Annotated in this window: 15 protein-coding genes; all 15 read left to right on the forward strand. The window is 26.0% G+C overall.

Going from position 1 to position 15,486, the window contains the following annotated elements:
* Nucleotides 1-139: 139 nt before the first annotated feature.
* The gene (gene rnpA / locus Q0L44_RS02645) at nt 140-538 is read left to right on the forward strand and encodes a ribonuclease P protein component (RefSeq protein WP_296634926.1); all 399 of its coding nucleotides are present in this window, start codon (nt 140-142) and stop codon (nt 536-538) included.
* On the forward strand, nt 519-2,153 hold the full coding sequence (locus Q0L44_RS02650) for a S41 family peptidase (RefSeq protein ID WP_296634928.1): 1,635 nt from the start codon (nt 519-521) through the stop codon (nt 2,151-2,153). The genes rnpA and Q0L44_RS02650 overlap by 20 nt, the downstream gene beginning before the upstream one ends.
* Before the next feature lie 27 nt (nt 2,154-2,180).
* Nucleotides 2,181-3,863 carry a hypothetical protein gene (locus Q0L44_RS02655; RefSeq protein ID WP_296634931.1) on the forward strand — a complete coding sequence of 561 codons (1,683 nt, stop codon included), beginning with the start codon at nt 2,181-2,183 and terminating at the stop codon, nt 3,861-3,863.
* A 36-nt stretch (nt 3,864-3,899) separates the two neighbouring features.
* Nucleotides 3,900-4,943, forward strand: a complete 1,044-nt coding sequence (locus Q0L44_RS02660) for a hypothetical protein (RefSeq protein WP_296634933.1) — start codon at nt 3,900-3,902, stop codon at nt 4,941-4,943.
* Nucleotides 4,944-4,946: 3 nt separating this feature from the next.
* Nucleotides 4,947-5,960 (forward strand): dTDP-glucose 4,6-dehydratase, encoded by a 1,014-nt coding sequence (gene rfbB, locus Q0L44_RS02665; RefSeq protein ID WP_296634935.1) that lies wholly within the window; start codon nt 4,947-4,949, stop codon nt 5,958-5,960.
* Entirely contained in the window at nt 5,957-6,811 is an 855-nt protein-coding gene (rfbA, locus tag Q0L44_RS02670) for a glucose-1-phosphate thymidylyltransferase RfbA (RefSeq protein ID WP_296634938.1), read from the forward strand. The genes rfbB and rfbA overlap by 4 nt, the downstream gene beginning before the upstream one ends.
* Nucleotides 6,812-7,363 carry a dTDP-4-dehydrorhamnose 3,5-epimerase gene (gene rfbC / locus Q0L44_RS02675; RefSeq protein WP_296634941.1) on the forward strand — a complete coding sequence of 184 codons (552 nt, stop codon included), beginning with the start codon at nt 6,812-6,814 and terminating at the stop codon, nt 7,361-7,363.
* 17 nt (nt 7,364-7,380) lie between these two features.
* A complete protein-coding gene (locus Q0L44_RS02680) occupies nt 7,381-7,722 on the forward strand; it encodes a 6-phosphogluconolactonase (protein ID WP_296634943.1) in 342 nt (113 codons plus the stop codon).
* 1 nt (nt 7,723) lies between these two features.
* Nucleotides 7,724-8,377 (forward strand): HAD hydrolase-like protein, encoded by a 654-nt coding sequence (locus tag Q0L44_RS02685; RefSeq protein WP_296634946.1) that lies wholly within the window; start codon nt 7,724-7,726, stop codon nt 8,375-8,377.
* Between the two features lie 9 nt (nt 8,378-8,386).
* A complete protein-coding gene (locus Q0L44_RS02690; RefSeq protein WP_296634948.1) occupies nt 8,387-9,328 on the forward strand; it encodes a phosphoglycerate dehydrogenase in 942 nt (313 codons plus the stop codon).
* A 169-nt stretch (nt 9,329-9,497) separates the two neighbouring features.
* Complete coding sequence (locus Q0L44_RS02695; RefSeq protein ID WP_296634953.1) at nt 9,498-11,117, forward strand: hypothetical protein; 1,620 nt, start codon at nt 9,498-9,500, stop codon at nt 11,115-11,117.
* Between the two features lie 4 nt (nt 11,118-11,121).
* Entirely contained in the window at nt 11,122-12,372 is a 1,251-nt protein-coding gene (locus tag Q0L44_RS02700; protein ID WP_296634956.1) for a hypothetical protein, read from the forward strand.
* On the forward strand, nt 12,369-13,538 hold the full coding sequence (locus tag Q0L44_RS02705; protein ID WP_296634957.1) for an O-antigen polymerase: 1,170 nt from the start codon (nt 12,369-12,371) through the stop codon (nt 13,536-13,538). Before Q0L44_RS02700 ends, Q0L44_RS02705 begins: the two co-directional genes overlap by 4 nt.
* Nucleotides 13,519-14,286, forward strand: coding sequence for a 6-hydroxymethylpterin diphosphokinase MptE-like protein (locus tag Q0L44_RS02710; protein ID WP_296634959.1), 768 nt, complete (start codon nt 13,519-13,521; stop codon nt 14,284-14,286). Before Q0L44_RS02705 ends, Q0L44_RS02710 begins: the two co-directional genes overlap by 20 nt.
* Nucleotides 14,287-14,293: 7 nt before the next feature.
* On the forward strand, nt 14,294-15,460 hold the full coding sequence (locus Q0L44_RS02715; protein ID WP_296634961.1) for a glycosyltransferase family 4 protein: 1,167 nt from the start codon (nt 14,294-14,296) through the stop codon (nt 15,458-15,460).
* Nucleotides 15,461-15,486 lie beyond the last annotated feature (26 nt).

Raw genomic sequence — 15,486 nt, forward strand, 5'->3', positions numbered from 1 at the left:
AAAATATCAATACCTGTTTTATTTATAACAAATAAAACTAAACATTACGCTGTAATTATCGTATATAAAAATACATAAAATTTAAAGTTACTTCAAAGAAACGTTTTAAAAGTTATTGTTTTCTCTTAAGTTTGTAATGATGAAGTATACCCTTGGCAAAAAAGAGAGATTAAAAAGTAAAAAGCTTATAGAAAAGCTTTATAAAGAAGGTACTTCTGTAAAAGCGTTTCCATTAAGAATGGTTTTTTTACAAACAGAACATACTTCGGACTACCCTGCACAGGTTGGCGTATCCGTTGCTAAAAGAAACTTTAAAAAAGCACCAGATAGAAACCGACTTAAAAGGGTAATGCGTGAAAGTTATCGTCTTCAAAAAGAAATTGTTTACAATAATTTAGAGCTTCCTTATGTTTTTATGATTTCGTATCTTGGGAAAGAAGAAAAGAATTATGAAGAAATCTATACTAAAATGAATAAGTTGTTGAATTTATTTATCAAAGACATACAAAATATATCTAATGAAGAATATGATTCGTAAACATAAAATAGCATTAATTCTATTGTTTTCTGTGCTGTTTTTATCATTTTCAGTTAAATCTAAGTTTTTTGAAGTTGCCAAACAGATAGAAATTTACAACTCATTATTTAAAGAGTTGAACATGTATTATGTAGATGAAATTAATCCTGCAGATTTAACAGATAAAGCAATTAAAAACACGTTAAAGGATTTAGACCCTTATACCAATTTTTATAATGAGCAAAATGTAGAAGATGCAAAAATAAGAAGAGAAGGTGAATATGCAGGCATTGGTGTCTCTGTGTACTACACAGATAAAGGGATACAACTTAAAGAAATTTACAAAGGTTTTTCTGCAGATAAATCTGGTTTAAAAGCAGGTGATATCATTATTTCTGTTGATGGCCAATCTTTAAAAAATATGGAACGAGATGAACTTTCTATGTTTTTAAGAGGAATACCAAATACAAAAGTTAATGCTAAAGTTTTAAGACAAGGTCAAGTAATTGATAAGATTTTGGTTAGAGAAAAAGTTGAGGTGAATCCTGTACCTTACTTTAAAATGTTAGATGATGAAACTGGTTATATTACCTTAACTCGTTTTAACAATAAAGCATCATCAGAAGTTAAAAAAGCGTTTGTTGCTTTAAAGGAGAAAGGCATGAAAAAGTTGGTTTTTGATTTACGCTCAAATCCTGGAGGTTCTTTATTAGAAGCAATTAATATCTCTAACTTTTTTATTCCAAAAGGTAAAACAATTGTAACTACAAAAGCTAAAATAAAGAAATGGAGTAATAATTATAGAGGCTCTAATGATGCTTTAGATTTAGAAATACCTATTGTTGTTTTAGTGAATGGTAGTTCTGCATCAGCATCAGAAATTGTTAGTGGTTCTTTACAAGATTATGACAGAGCTGTAATTATGGGTCAGCGTTCTTTTGGAAAAGGATTAGTTCAACGTCAAAAAGAATTGACTTATGGTACACAATTAAAGCTAACGATATCTAAATATTATACACCAAGTGGAAGGTGTATTCAAGAATTAGATTACACCAACAGAGATTCTAAAACAGGAGTTGTGCCTAAATTTTCTGCAAGAGGAATTAATGCTTTTAAAACAGCTAATGGACGAACTGTTTATGATGGAGGAGGTATTATGCCAGATGTAGAAATTAAATTATCTGAAAAAACAGAAGCAACAAAAGCGCTAATTGGTTCCAAGGCTTTATTCAATTTTGCTACAGATTACTATTATCAAAATAAAAATATAGCAGATTCAGAGAGTTTTAGATTCACAAAAACTGATTTCAAAAACTTTACGAAGTATTTAGAAAAAGATACTACGTTTTTAACTCCGCAAGAAAAGTTGTTTGAAGATGCATACAAATCTTCTCAAAACAGTTTAATTTCTGAAGAATATGCTAGCTTAAAAAGCAAATTAGTTACTCAGAAATTAATTGCTATTAAAAAAAATGAAGATATTTTAACTAATTTATTGAAAGAGGAAGTTTTGTTAAAATTTTATTATAAAGAAGGTGTTTATAAAAACAAACTTAAGAAAGATGAGACTATTTCCGAGGCACTTAACTTACTAAAAAATCAACAAAAATATTACCAAATATTATCAGGTAAATAACTATATATTTGTTAAAGAAAATTAAGAATGTTACAGAGCAATAATATTGAAAGGACAAGGGCTCAAGAGTCTACAAATGCCATAGAAAAGTTATACATTTCTATGCGTCACTTATTTTCTAGGGGTTTTTACAAGCCGATGGGAATTTCTGGTGAAACATTACGTAAATCGCTATTGTTATTACGTCCTGAAATCTATGGTTCTATTGCAGATTCAAAGACTGAGTTAGACGGTTTAGTCTATGTGATAGAAAGACTTCCTGAAGGTATAGAGCAATGTCAATTTATCAATTTAACTGCAGATGAAGGCTATAAAAACGCTCATTTTAAGTCTATAATTCCACCAAAAAGAAGAAGAAATTGCTATAGAATAGATAAAGATCAAATGAATATCGAAATCACCAGAGGAAGATCTGAGATTTATGATATTTTAACTCATCTTACATTTCTTTTCATTGAGTCACACAAAATACAAGATCGTGTTACGATAAATGAGGGAAAAAGTTTTACCAGAGAGTGGCTTCATTTAGAGGATATAGTATTGCATCAAAAGGAAATTTCTAATGGAGAGAAAGAGGTGCTTTTAGTTCATTTGTGTAGTATTTTAGGTAGATCTTTTGATGAAGTTTCTGTTATTTTTAGTCAGTTTTCATCAAAAGAAAATCCATACAAATTTTTTGATTTAATTTATTGGTTAGGAAAGTTAGCAATAAAAGAAGTTTTTGAAGGAGATAAAAGAACAGTTACCTTTAGTTCATTACTGATTGAAGAGATTGGACATCATATTTATGGTGAGATTTGGGCAAATGATGTAAAAAACATTTTAAATCAACAACAACTATTAAAAAGACCAATTCACATTATTAGTGCCAATATGCATAGTGTATTAAACTCTATTTATGCAGTTGCTGCACTACCAGAAGAAGCTAAAAATCATAAAGAGTTTGAGTTATATCAATTGTTAAGTAATTCAGATAGTAAAGCGTTACAAAAAAAAGTAATGGATTATGCATCTAAAAACGGTTTGATTTTCGTAGAAGATACCTCAGGGACCAATATAAATGTTCAAATTATTGATACCGATAAAATAAACTTTAACGATTCGTCGTTTAAAAAAGAGTATTCGTTAGAAGAGAAGCCTGTAATAATAGTTATGGATTATGCTTTTGGCGAACAAGCTTATGAAACTATGGATGAATTATTAAAACCCTATAAAGTGTCAAATGAAGAAAAGGTTCATTTAGATGTGAAATCCGTTTCAATAATGGGTAAGGCTGGTATTTTAGAAGGTGGTAAAGGAGATATTATGATTCCATCTGCTCATATTTTTGAAGGAACAGCAGATAACTATCCATTTAAAAATGAATTAACTAAAGAAGGTTTAGAAGGTTTTGGTGTTAATGTATTTGATGGTTCAATGGTTTCAGTTTTAGGAACTTCTCTTCAAAATAAAGATCTTTTAAAGTTTTTTCACGATTCAACTTGGAATGTTATAGGACTTGAAATGGAAGGAGCTCATTATCAAAAAGCAATACAATCTGCCTCTAAAATTAGAGGTAATATATCTGAAAATGTAAAAGTAAGATATGCATATTATGCATCAGATAATCCGTTAGAAACAGGTGCAACATTAGCTTCTGGTGGATTAGGAATGACAGGAGTTACACCAACATATGCTATAACACAAAAAATACTAGAACAAATTTTCTAATTGTAAAAAAACATATTTTTTAACTAAACTAAAACAATGTCAACAAACCAACAAAATAAAAATAACGAAGAAGAAGTAGATTTAGGTTCTTTGTTTTTAATTATCGGAAAAGGATTTTCTAAATTATTTAATTTTATTGGAAGTTTTTTTAAAGGTGTTTTTGAGTTTATTATTTTAATATTAATATTCTTAAAAGAAAATATTATTAAAATTGGAATTGCAACAAGTATTGGTCTAATATTTGGTATTTTTTTACAAGTTAATAAGCCAGTTGTTTATGGATCAGAATTGTTGTTGGAGCCTAATTTTAATAGTGCCAGGCAATTGTATAATAATGTGAATTATTATAATGATTTAGTAAAACAAGATAAAATAAAAATCCTTCAGAATACATTTAATTTAGATTCTGTTTCAGCTGCATCCTTAATAAAATTTCAAGTAGAGCCAATAAAAGTAGACAGTGATATTATAAATGGTTATGATGAGTTGATTCTTGAAGTAGATACATTAACTATTCGTAGTTATGAATATGATGTTTTTAAGGAGTCATTCACAGATTATGATTTTAAAGTACACAAAGTAACTGTAATTGCGGAGCAAAATAATGTTTTTGATAAATTAGATGAAGTAATTATATCTTCTGTTGTAAATAATAAATATTTCAATAGATTAAAACAGTTAACCAATGAAAATTTAAACAGAACAGATTCTCTGTATCGTCAAAATTTATCTCAAATAGATTCTTTAAGAAGAGTTTATATGACAGTTATGATAGAAGAGGCAAAGAATCAGAATACAGGTACAAGCATAGATTTAGGAGGTGAAAAAAGAACTACTAAAGAATTAGAACTTTTTGAGACCAACAGAAAAATTAATTATGATTTAAAAAATATTGCTGAAGAAAAATCTAGTAATTATGAAGTTATTAATGTAATCTCAAACTTTCAACCTATAGGTTATGAAATAAAAGATATTACAAAAAATTATGCTTTTTTATTGGGAATCACAGGTGCTGGATTAATGATTTTTTATCTTCTTTTAATTAAGCTGAATACATATTTGGATAACTATAAAAAATAATAAATGCAAACAGTTTTGATAACTGGAGGAGCAGGTTTTATTGGCTCTAATTTTATTCTTTTTTTTATGGAAAATAATAAGGAATTAAATGTTGTTAATTTAGATTTATTAACATATGCAGGAGATCTTTCTAATTTAAAAGAAATAGAGAATAATTCAAGGTATACTTTTGTAAAAGGAGATATTTGTGATAGAAATTTGTTAGAAAAATTATTTAAGGAGTATCATATTACACAAGTAATTCATTTTGCTGCAGAATCTCATGTAGATAATTCAATAAAAAACCCTGATGCCTTCGTGAGAAACAATGTTTTTGGAACGTTTAATTTATTAGATGTTGCAAAAAATTACTGGATGTCTGCTCCTCGAGTTTTTAAAAATGGTTTTGAGGATTCTCGATTTCATCATATATCAACAGATGAAGTTTATGGTACTTTAAATGATGTTGGTTTGTTTACAGAAGAAACCTCTTATGCACCTAATAGTCCATATAGTGCCTCAAAAGCATCATCAGACTTTATGGTAAGAAGTTATTATCATACTTACGGGTTAAATGTAGTTACTACTAATTGCTCTAATAATTATGGGCCAAAACAGCATGATGAAAAATTGATTCCTACAGTTATCAGAAAAGCAATTTTAGGAGAAGCTATCCCTATTTATGGAGATGGACAAAACATTAGAGATTGGTTGTATGTTTTAGATCATTGTAAAGGAATAGATTTAGTTTTCAAGAATGGCATAGTTGGAGAAACTTATAATATTGGAGGAAAGAACGAACGTAATAACTTGTATATTGCAAATATAATTTGTGAAATTTTAGATGATATTTGTCCTAAAAGTAAATCCTATAAAAATCAAATTAGTTTTGTAAAAGATAGACCAGGACACGATTTTAGATATGCAATAGATGCCTCTAAATTAGAAAATGAATTAGGTTGGAAAGCAGAAGAGAATTTTGAAACTGGCATTATCAAAACCATAAACTGGTATTTGAATAAATATAATCAATTATGAAAGGAATAGTTTTAGCAGGAGGTTCAGGTACAAGATTGCACCCACTTACTCTAGCAATAAGTAAGCAATTAATGCCTGTTTATGATAAACCAATGATTTACTATCCTATTTCAACGCTAATATCTGCAGGAATAAGTGAGATTTTAATAATTTCTACACCACAAGATTTACCTTTATTTCAAAAATTACTAGGAGATGGTCGTAAATATGGATGTAAATTTGAATATGAAGTTCAAGATAAACCAAATGGTTTGGCAGAAGCTTTTCTTATTGGTGAAAAATTTATTGGTTCAAATTCAGTTGCTTTAATTTTAGGGGATAATATATTTTATGGTTCAGGATTAGCGAATTTGTTAAAAGCAAATACAAATCCTGAAGGAGGAATTGTATATGCTTATCATGTAAACGATCCAGAAAGATATGGGGTTGTAGAGTTTGATGAACAACAGCATGCCATTTCTATAGAGGAAAAACCAAAAGTACCTAAATCTAATTATGCAGTTCCTGGAATCTATTTTTATAATAATTCTGTTATTAAAAAGGCGAAAGAATTAGAACCAAGTAAAAGAGATGAATTAGAAATAACCGATATTAATAAAGCCTATTTAAAAGATAAAAAATTATCTGTTCAAATATTAGATAGAGGTACAGCTTGGTTAGATACAGGTACATTTAAATCCCTAATGCAAGCAAGTAACTTTGTTGAAGTTATTGAAGAAAGACAAGGTTTAAAGATTGGTTCTATAGAAGAAGCTGCATACAAAAGTGGATTTATAAATAAAAATCAATTACAAAAATTAGCAGAACCACTTTTAAAAAGTGGATATTCTATTAATTTATTAAAAATATAAATGAAGATAACCGAAACCTTTTTAAAAGATTGCTTTATTATTGAACCCAAAGTTTTTAAAGATAATAGAGGTGAATTTTTTGAAAATTTTAACCAAAAAGAATTTGAATTAATAACAGATTTAAAAATAAAATTTGTTCAAGATAATCAATCAATTTCTCAAAAAGGAGTAGTTAGAGGTTTGCATTTACAAAGAGGTGATTTTGCACAAGCCAAACTAGTAAGAGTCATAAAAGGTGAAGTGTTAGATGTTGTTGTAGATGTAAGAAAGAATTCAAAAACTTTTGGACAATCATTCAGTTGTATTTTATCAGGAGAAAATAATAAACAGCTTTTTATTCCTAGAGGATTTTTACATGGTTTTTCTGTTTTAGAAGACAATACAATTTTGGCTTACAAATGTGATAATTATTACAATCAAAAATCTGAAGATGGAGTTTTATTTAATGACACAACTTTAAATATTGATTGGATGCTAAATAAAGAAGAAATTATAGCATCAGAGAAAGATGAAAAATTACAAACATTTAATGAGTTTAAATTAAGCTTATAAAATTACGTATAGAAAAAATGAAAAAAATAGTTGCGTTATTACCAATGAAAGGAACTTCTGAGAGAGAGCCAAATAAAAATTTAAAACTCTTTAACGGTAAGCTATTATATCATTATGTAATGAATGAGCTTTTAAAGTCAAAATATATTGAATTTGTAGTCAAAAATTATGTACCTCAATTAGATAGTTATAGAATAACTTTAACTTACCCTACATTGTTAAATTGTAAGGAAAGTATTGTATTAATTAAAGGAGAGGAAAAGGAGAGGATTTTTAATGAAATTTTAAAAGGAGAAGGAGAAAACTATCCAATTACGAAACTTCTTAGTTCAAATATTAATTGGATAATTGGTAATTAAGATGAATATAAAAAATATTTTTTTTGATTTTGATGGAGTAATAGCAGAATCTGTTAGTGCGAAAACAGAGGCGTTTAAAGAAATGTATTTACCTTATGGAGAAGAAATAGCAAAACAAGTTGTTAAATATCACACAATTCATGGTGGAGTATCTAGATTCGAAAAATTTAAATATTGGGAAAAAAAGTTTTTTGATAAAGATATTGATGATGAAAGAGTTAATGAATTAGCAAAACAATTTTCTAATCTAGTTTTAGACAAAGTTATTAATTCAAAGGAAGTGCCTGGGGTAAATGCTTTTTTAAGAAAATATAATAATAAATTAAATTTCTGGATAATTACTGGAACACCAACATCAGAAATTGAAATTATTTCTGAACAAAGAGGGATTTCAAACTATTTTAAAGGAATTCATGGTTCACCAAAAAATAAACGTTATTGGACAGAAAATTTATTAAAAAAATACAAACTAAAAAGAGAAGAAACTTTATTTCTTGGAGATGCAATTACAGATCAAGATGCAGCAGAATATTCTAAATTGCATTTTTGGTTTAGAGAAAATGAAGAAAATAAAGAATTATTTAAAGATTATAAAGGAAATAAATTTAATGATTTCTTCGATTTTGAAGAAAAATTTAAAAAAACATATAGTTAACCTAAGTTTATGAAAGTATTATTAACCACAACATCATTTCAAGATACACCTGGTGTTCATCAAGATTTATTATATAGTCAAGGTTTTGATGTTGATACTCTTAGAGGTCCAATTTTAGAATCAGAATTATTGCCAATCATTCAAAATTATGATGCTGTAATTTGTGGAGATGATGAATATACAGAACAAGTTATTAAAAAAGGAACTGAAGGTAAACTTAAATATTTATGTAAATATGGTGTGGGTTTAGATAGAATAGATTTAGCTGCAGCAAAAAAGTATAATGTTCCTGTAACAAATTGCCCAGCAGTAAATCAAATATCAGTTTCAGAACATGTTTTAGCTTTGCTATTTACTTTTGAAAGAAATATTCACTTACAATACAATTCAGTTCAATCTGGAAGCTGGAAACGTTGGGTAGGCAATGAAATTGAAGGTAAAACCATAGGTATTATTGGTTTAGGAGCTGTGGGTAAAGAACTTGCAAAAAAAACTTCAGCACTTGGTATGACAGTATTAGGATTTGATTTATATAAAGATGAAGAATTTTTATCAAAATATAATGAGGTTACATTTGTCGAATCAGTTGAAACTATTTTTGAACAAGCAGATGTAATTAGTTTGCACTTGCCACATACACCAAAAACAGAACATTTAATAAACAGAGATGTGATTTTTAACAAACTAAAAAGAAATCCTATTCTTATTAATACAGCTAGAGGAATGTTAGTAGATTCTATTGCTTTAATAGAAGGTCTTAAAGAAAGCAAAATAAAAGGTTATTTAACAGATGTTTTGGCACATGAGCCAATGTTAGATAATGAAGTTTTAAAAGGTGTTGATAATATTATTATTACACCACATGTGGGTTCTAGAACATATCAAAGTGTTCAACGTCAAGGATCAATGGCTGTAAATAATTTGTTAAACCTTATTAAAAGTGAAAATTAAACTATATCATTTACAGATATTGTTTTTTTGCCTTCTTGGGTTTTATCCATTATTAAAATTTGATTGGTCCTCAAAAATAATAATTCTTCTCTGCCTAGTTTCAGTAATTAGAGCAGTCTTAAATAAGAATGTTAATTTTTCAAAAAAGAGTTTTTATAAATTTTTATTGATGGCAGGTTATTTTATAATACTGCTTATTTCTGCTTTATATTCTTCAAATAAAGAAGAAGCAATTAAAGTTATTATTCAACTTACACCACTATTAATTATTCCATTTCTTTTATCATTTACAAATTTTAGTGTATCCAAAAAAAAGGTTTCAACAATTTTTATACTTTTTATTTGTGTAAATATTTCCTTTACAATATTAATTTCTTATTTTTTTATCACTAACCCAGACAGGTTTGAGTTTGATTTAAAACATTATTTACTTGATTATGATAAATTTCAATTTATAATTAATAATAATTTATACACCCCTTATTTTTTAGTTCATAAACCATATTTTTCTATGGGTTTTGTTTTATGTGCTATATTTTCTTTACATACTTTTTTTCAGAAAAAATCAGCAACATTTTTTAATCAAAGTATATATCTACTGCTGTTTTTTTATTTTTCACTTTGGATTTTTTATGCATTTTCATTTCCCAATGTAATTGCACTTTTATTAAGTATAGTTCTGATTTTATATTTAAATTTAAAGAAGAATGTTTTTTTAACTACACTTTTTATTTTCTTTGTTACAATCGCTATTTTTTTAAATATAAAATCTAAAGATATAGATGTTAAAAGAGGGTTTAACTTTATTAAATCTATTGCTAGTAATGAAAAATTTGAAGTAAACGATACTAGGTTTGAAATTTATAAAACATTTGGTAATATTGTAAGTAAAAGTAACTTTTCTGAATTAATATTTGGTTTTGGTGTAGGGGATGTTCAAGATAAATTAAATAGCGAATATTTAAATAGATTATCTCTTAATAAATCCAGAAACCTTCTGTATTTCTCAGAGGAATTTAATCATAAATACTGGTTTAGAAACAATATTCATGTTAATGCTAATACAGAAAGCTCACCAGCCTCAAAAAAAAATGCAGATTTAATTATTTTAGATAAAATTTCTCAAGAAGTTTCTCACAACATATGCGCTAATGTAAAAGTTAAAAAGGAAGAATTATATACTTTTTCGATTCATGCAAAAAAAGGAAATTTTAATAAATTAATTTTAAGACTTGGAAATATTAATCAAAGAGTTGTTTTTAATGTTGAAACAGGAGAAGTGTTTCAAAAATTAAATGTAGAAAATGCAGAAATTATAGAGCTTAAAAATGGTTGGTATAGATGTTATATAAGTGTTATCTTAAAGAAAGACGCTCTTGCTTTAATTGGAATTCCGAATGAAAAAGGAAGTTACGTTTACACCAGTAAAACAGATAAAAACTTGTATTTTTGGGGCATTCAACTTGAAAAGGGTCGTATTTCTGAATATGTTAAAAATAAAAATGAACAGTTACAGATAGCAATTGATAAAAAATTAAATACTCACAACAATTATTTGTATTTCTTAATGTCAACAGGAATTATTGGTCTATTATCTTTTTTGGTCTTTATTTATTACTTATTTAAAAAATCATTAAAATCAAAAGATGTTTTAATGTTTTCATTTTGTATTACCATAGTTTTGAATTTCTTAACAGAAAACATTTTATCAAGACATTGGGGATTAATGTTTATTACATTTATGCTAATTCTATTGTTTAGTAATAGAAAAAAAACAATAGAATCATAAAGATTTGAAAAGGTTATTTGAAAAACATATAAAAAACAATTTAGGATTAATAAATCTCTTTGGTAAAATTTCTGGAAGGTTTTTATTTTTATTGTTAACCTCTTTTTTTGCTTATAAACTTTCTTTTAAAGATTTCGCAACATTTGCAATTTTTTGGACTGCACTAAGAATGTTAACTTTTTTTTCTGCAAATAATTTATATATAATTTACTTTAATGAAGTAAGAGAGAGTGTCATAAATGATAAAAAATGGCCAATACATATTACTTCTAACATCATACTTACCTTAATTGTTTTTGGGAGTTTATCCACAATAATATCTTCTTTAATTTTTAATAATCTAATAATTACAGCTTTAATGATTCCATCATTACTGTTTTTTGTAATTATTAGAAATATTTCAGAATTTTCTAAATCAGATAATTCTGTCTATCTATCTATTTTTATTGAAGATTTCTTATTTTATTTCCTGTTTTTTATAACTGGGGTTATTAGTGTTTATTTATACAACAGTTTAATAGGTATATTAATAGCTTTATTTTTCACCACTTTTATTACTGCTATAATAAGTTTAGTTTTATTTAATCGTAAGTTTAAGTTAAAAACAAACACCTATAGATTAAAGGTTAAAGATTTTTCTTTTAAAATTTTGAGATTAGGTATTAACTATACTTTTTTAAGAGGAAATGAGTTTTTATCTAGTTTTGGGGTTAGATATTTTGGGCAAATATATTTTGGAGACATTTTTGTTTCATATACTCACATTATGTACCAATTTTATAATGTTTTTACTCTTATAACAATTTCAGTTATATCAGGTATGCAATCAAAAATAACAGTAAAAAAAGACATTACCTTCAATAAATATTTTGTTAAGAATATGTATTTTAAAATTTTAAAAACTATTAGTCCATTTGTTTTTGGTGCAATTATTATAATATTCTTTTTTAATTCCGAAATTTTAAATTTATTTTTCCCTAAATATATTCAATATAACGAACTTTTAGTAAAAGTTTCACTTACAGGTTTAGTGTTCATGGTTATTCAACCACTTATTTTTATTTTAATTTATAATAATAAAGTCTATAATATTAGGCTATTAAATTTTGTACAATATTTAGGTGTTATTATTGTCTATATAGTACCTGTTGTGTTTTTAGATTTTAATGAAGAATATTGGTTATTAATTTTAATGACTATTTTTATAATAATACAAGGAGTATTTTCTCTTTTAAGCTATAAAAAAATTAAATGATCTACTTTTATGTACTTTTATTAAGGATTGTAGCATTTTTAGAAGGGCCACAAAAAATAGTTGCTTTTTTAGTTGTATTTGTTATGATGTCTTATTCTACATTAAAAAGAATCCCTACAAAAAAATTAATAAAAATTTCAAAATATAATTATTATGCTATACTATTATGTTTAGCAATTTTTCTACATGGATTAATATTTGGTAATGTTCTTTTAAGAGATGTTGCTGTATTATTAACATACTGGATTTGGTTTATTTTTACTCTTACTTACTTTAAAAATAAAAAAATAGAAGAATGTCTTAAATATGTAATGATAGCTTTTTTAATCTTTAACTTTACAAACTTCACCATATTTGAACTTTATTTTTCTAATGCAAAACCAGGAATTAATAGTATAATGTCTTTGTTTGGAGTGCATGGCTATAGAGTTTATTTCCCTTTATCTTCTGGAGCAAATATTTATACATCTCAACTTGCACTTAACTCCATAATTATTTTATATTTTTTTAAAAAATCTAAAAATAATTATCTATATGTTGTTTTGTATTTGTTTTATATCTACATGCTAGTTTTAGCTGACTCAAGGTTAATATTAATGTTTTCATTGATTTTTTCTTTTATTTATTGGTTTTCAATGAACACTATTTTAACTTTTTTTAAAAAATTTTGGTGGGCTATTGGAATAGCACTATTTGGCTTTTTATATATATTTTATGGTACTAATATATTTGATTCATTTAAAAGGTCAGGAGAGTTAAGTGGTCGAACATTATCTAGAGTTGAAATATGGTCTTTAGCTAAAGACGTAATCTTTTCAGATTTTCATATTATAACTGGTTATGGTTTAAATGGGTTTGAAAATAATATGTTAGAATCAACTAAAGGGATTTTTGAGTCTCAATACTTGCAAACTTCTCATAATTTTTTGATTCAAAATATAATTGATTTTGGTATAGTAGGTATTGTAATTATTTTATATTTGATTTTCGAAATTTTAAAAAAAATGAGAAAATTGAAAGCTCAAATTATTACTAATCTAATAGTGATGCTTTTATTTATGGGTATTACAGAATCGATACCTTCTTTTTATTCTTTTGAACCAACATTGTTTTTTATAGTAATTCTAACGATTATACTAAGTCAAAATGAAAGAGAAATTAGTTGAAATATTAAAAGTATTAACATATTATCCTAGAAAAGGGTTAGATTTTTTACTTTTTCATTTATATTTTAAAAATAATAACGAATGGAGTATTTTAGAGAGTTTCTTTAATAAACCAGTATTAATAGTTGGTAATGGGCCAAGTTTGAATAAAACTCCTTTAGATAAAATAAAGAATGATTTTATATCTATTGGTATGAATAAAATCAATTTGATTTATGAAAAAAGTACTTGGAGACCTGATATAATTACTTGTGTAAATGGATTTGTAATAAGTCAAAACAAAGATTACTTTAATAAAACAAATAGGGCTTTAATTTTGCCAATAAAAGCATTTTATTTAGGGATTAAACCAAGAAAAAATGTATTGTTTGTAAATCTAAAAGACCAATATAAAATAGAAAAAAATATTGAAAAAGTATTATCAACAGGTTGTACAGTAACCTTCACAGCACTTCAAATTGCAGCTTATTTAAATCCAATATCAGTAAACATAGTAGGAGTAGATCATAGTTTTGTAGTCGAGAAAGGCCCTTTGGTTCAAAAATACAAAGGTGATGATGTAAACCATTTTAGTAAAGATTACTTCAAAAATCAGTATTGGGGACTACCTGATTTGGATGGAAGTGAGATTCTCTACAAAATTTCAAAAGATTATTTTGATTTTATTAAAACACCTATAACTGATTTTACTATTAATGGAAAATTAAAAATTTTTGATAAAGGTAACATTGAAGATATTTTAAACTAAAAAGTAAGTGAGTAGCTCTAAAAATATTTTAATAATATCTCCATTTTTTTTCCCAGAGCCAATTTCAACTGGAAAATTTAATACTGACTTTGCAATTTCTTTAAAGGATAAAGGACATAATGTAACAGTTTTATGTTACCACCCTTTTTATCCAGATTGGAAAATAAAGAAAAACAATTCTGAACTAAAAGGTATTAAAATAATTAGAGGAGGAAAATTTTTAGCTTTTTCAAAAAAAACAATAATCAGAAGAATAATTTTAGAATTTAGTTTTGCTTTTTATATATTAAGAAAAATAAAAAAGTATCAAAAAAATACAGATATTATAATACCTGTTTTTCCACCAAGTTTTGCTTTTTTGTCGATTTTGCCTTTTTTGAATAAGAAAATTAAAAAAGTAGGAATGGTACACGATTTACAAGAAGTGTATTCTATTGATAAAAATGGTTTTGTAAATAATTTGGTTCAGTTTTTTATTCATAGAATAGAAAAAAAATGCTATAATAGTTGTAATAAACTAATTTTTCTTTCTAAAGAAATGAAAGAACAAGCAAAAGATTTATATCAACTAAATGAAGATTTACTAGAGGTACAATATCCTTTTATTACTATTAAAGCTAGAAAAACGAATAATTTAGACTATATATTTAAGAATAAAAATAAACATATAGTTTATTCTGGAGCTTTAGGTGAAAAGCAAAACCCCAAAAGACTATATGATTTTTTTAATGAAGCTTCTTTGAATACTAATAATGTAAGTTTTCATTTTTTTTCAGAAGGAGAAGAAATTAATAAACTAAAAAAAATAAATACTAACTCTGATATTCATTTTCACAAATTAGTAGATAAAGAGTGTTTAGAAGAATTATATGATAGAAGTGATGTTCAAATGATACCTCAAAAAGAAGGAACATCTAAAGGCTCATTGCCTTCAAAACTGCCTAATTTACTAGCATCTCAATGTAAAGTGCTTTTAATTACTGATCCTAATAGTGAATTAGAAAAATTTTTTACAGATAATAATTTAGATTTTGTTACCAATAATTGGGACGCTACATTATTAATACAATGCCTCAAAAAATTATTGAATAAAGACGTAGATTTTGATCGCCAAAATAAAATTGCCAAAAACTTTTTTACAATTGATAAAATGATTCAAAAAGTTTTAAGTTAAATCAATACCTTTGTTTTTTATTAAAA

The organism is Polaribacter sp., from assembly GCF_024639685.1.
Taxonomy (GTDB): domain Bacteria; phylum Bacteroidota; class Bacteroidia; order Flavobacteriales; family Flavobacteriaceae; genus Polaribacter.

Coding starts and splice junctions, on each gene's coding strand:
- Q0L44_RS02650 (WP_296634928.1), top strand. CDS start 519: ATGAAGAATATGATTCGTAAACATAAAATAGCATTAATTCTATTGTTT.
- rnpA (WP_296634926.1), top strand. CDS start 140: ATGAAGTATACCCTTGGCAAAAAAGAGAGATTAAAAAGTAAAAAGCTT.
- Q0L44_RS02660 (WP_296634933.1), top strand. CDS start 3,900: ATGTCAACAAACCAACAAAATAAAAATAACGAAGAAGAAGTAGATTTA.
- Q0L44_RS02680 (WP_296634943.1), top strand. CDS start 7,381: ATGAAAAAAATAGTTGCGTTATTACCAATGAAAGGAACTTCTGAGAGA.
- rfbB (WP_296634935.1), top strand. CDS start 4,947: ATGCAAACAGTTTTGATAACTGGAGGAGCAGGTTTTATTGGCTCTAAT.
- Q0L44_RS02655 (WP_296634931.1), top strand. CDS start 2,181: ATGTTACAGAGCAATAATATTGAAAGGACAAGGGCTCAAGAGTCTACA.
- Q0L44_RS02690 (WP_296634948.1), top strand. CDS start 8,387: ATGAAAGTATTATTAACCACAACATCATTTCAAGATACACCTGGTGTT.
- rfbA (WP_296634938.1), top strand. CDS start 5,957: ATGAAAGGAATAGTTTTAGCAGGAGGTTCAGGTACAAGATTGCACCCA.
- Q0L44_RS02705 (WP_296634957.1), top strand. CDS start 12,369: ATGATCTACTTTTATGTACTTTTATTAAGGATTGTAGCATTTTTAGAA.
- rfbC (WP_296634941.1), top strand. CDS start 6,812: ATGAAGATAACCGAAACCTTTTTAAAAGATTGCTTTATTATTGAACCC.
- Q0L44_RS02710 (WP_296634959.1), top strand. CDS start 13,519: ATGAAAGAGAAATTAGTTGAAATATTAAAAGTATTAACATATTATCCT.
- Q0L44_RS02685 (WP_296634946.1), top strand. CDS start 7,724: ATGAATATAAAAAATATTTTTTTTGATTTTGATGGAGTAATAGCAGAA.
- Q0L44_RS02695 (WP_296634953.1), top strand. CDS start 9,498: ATGGCAGGTTATTTTATAATACTGCTTATTTCTGCTTTATATTCTTCA.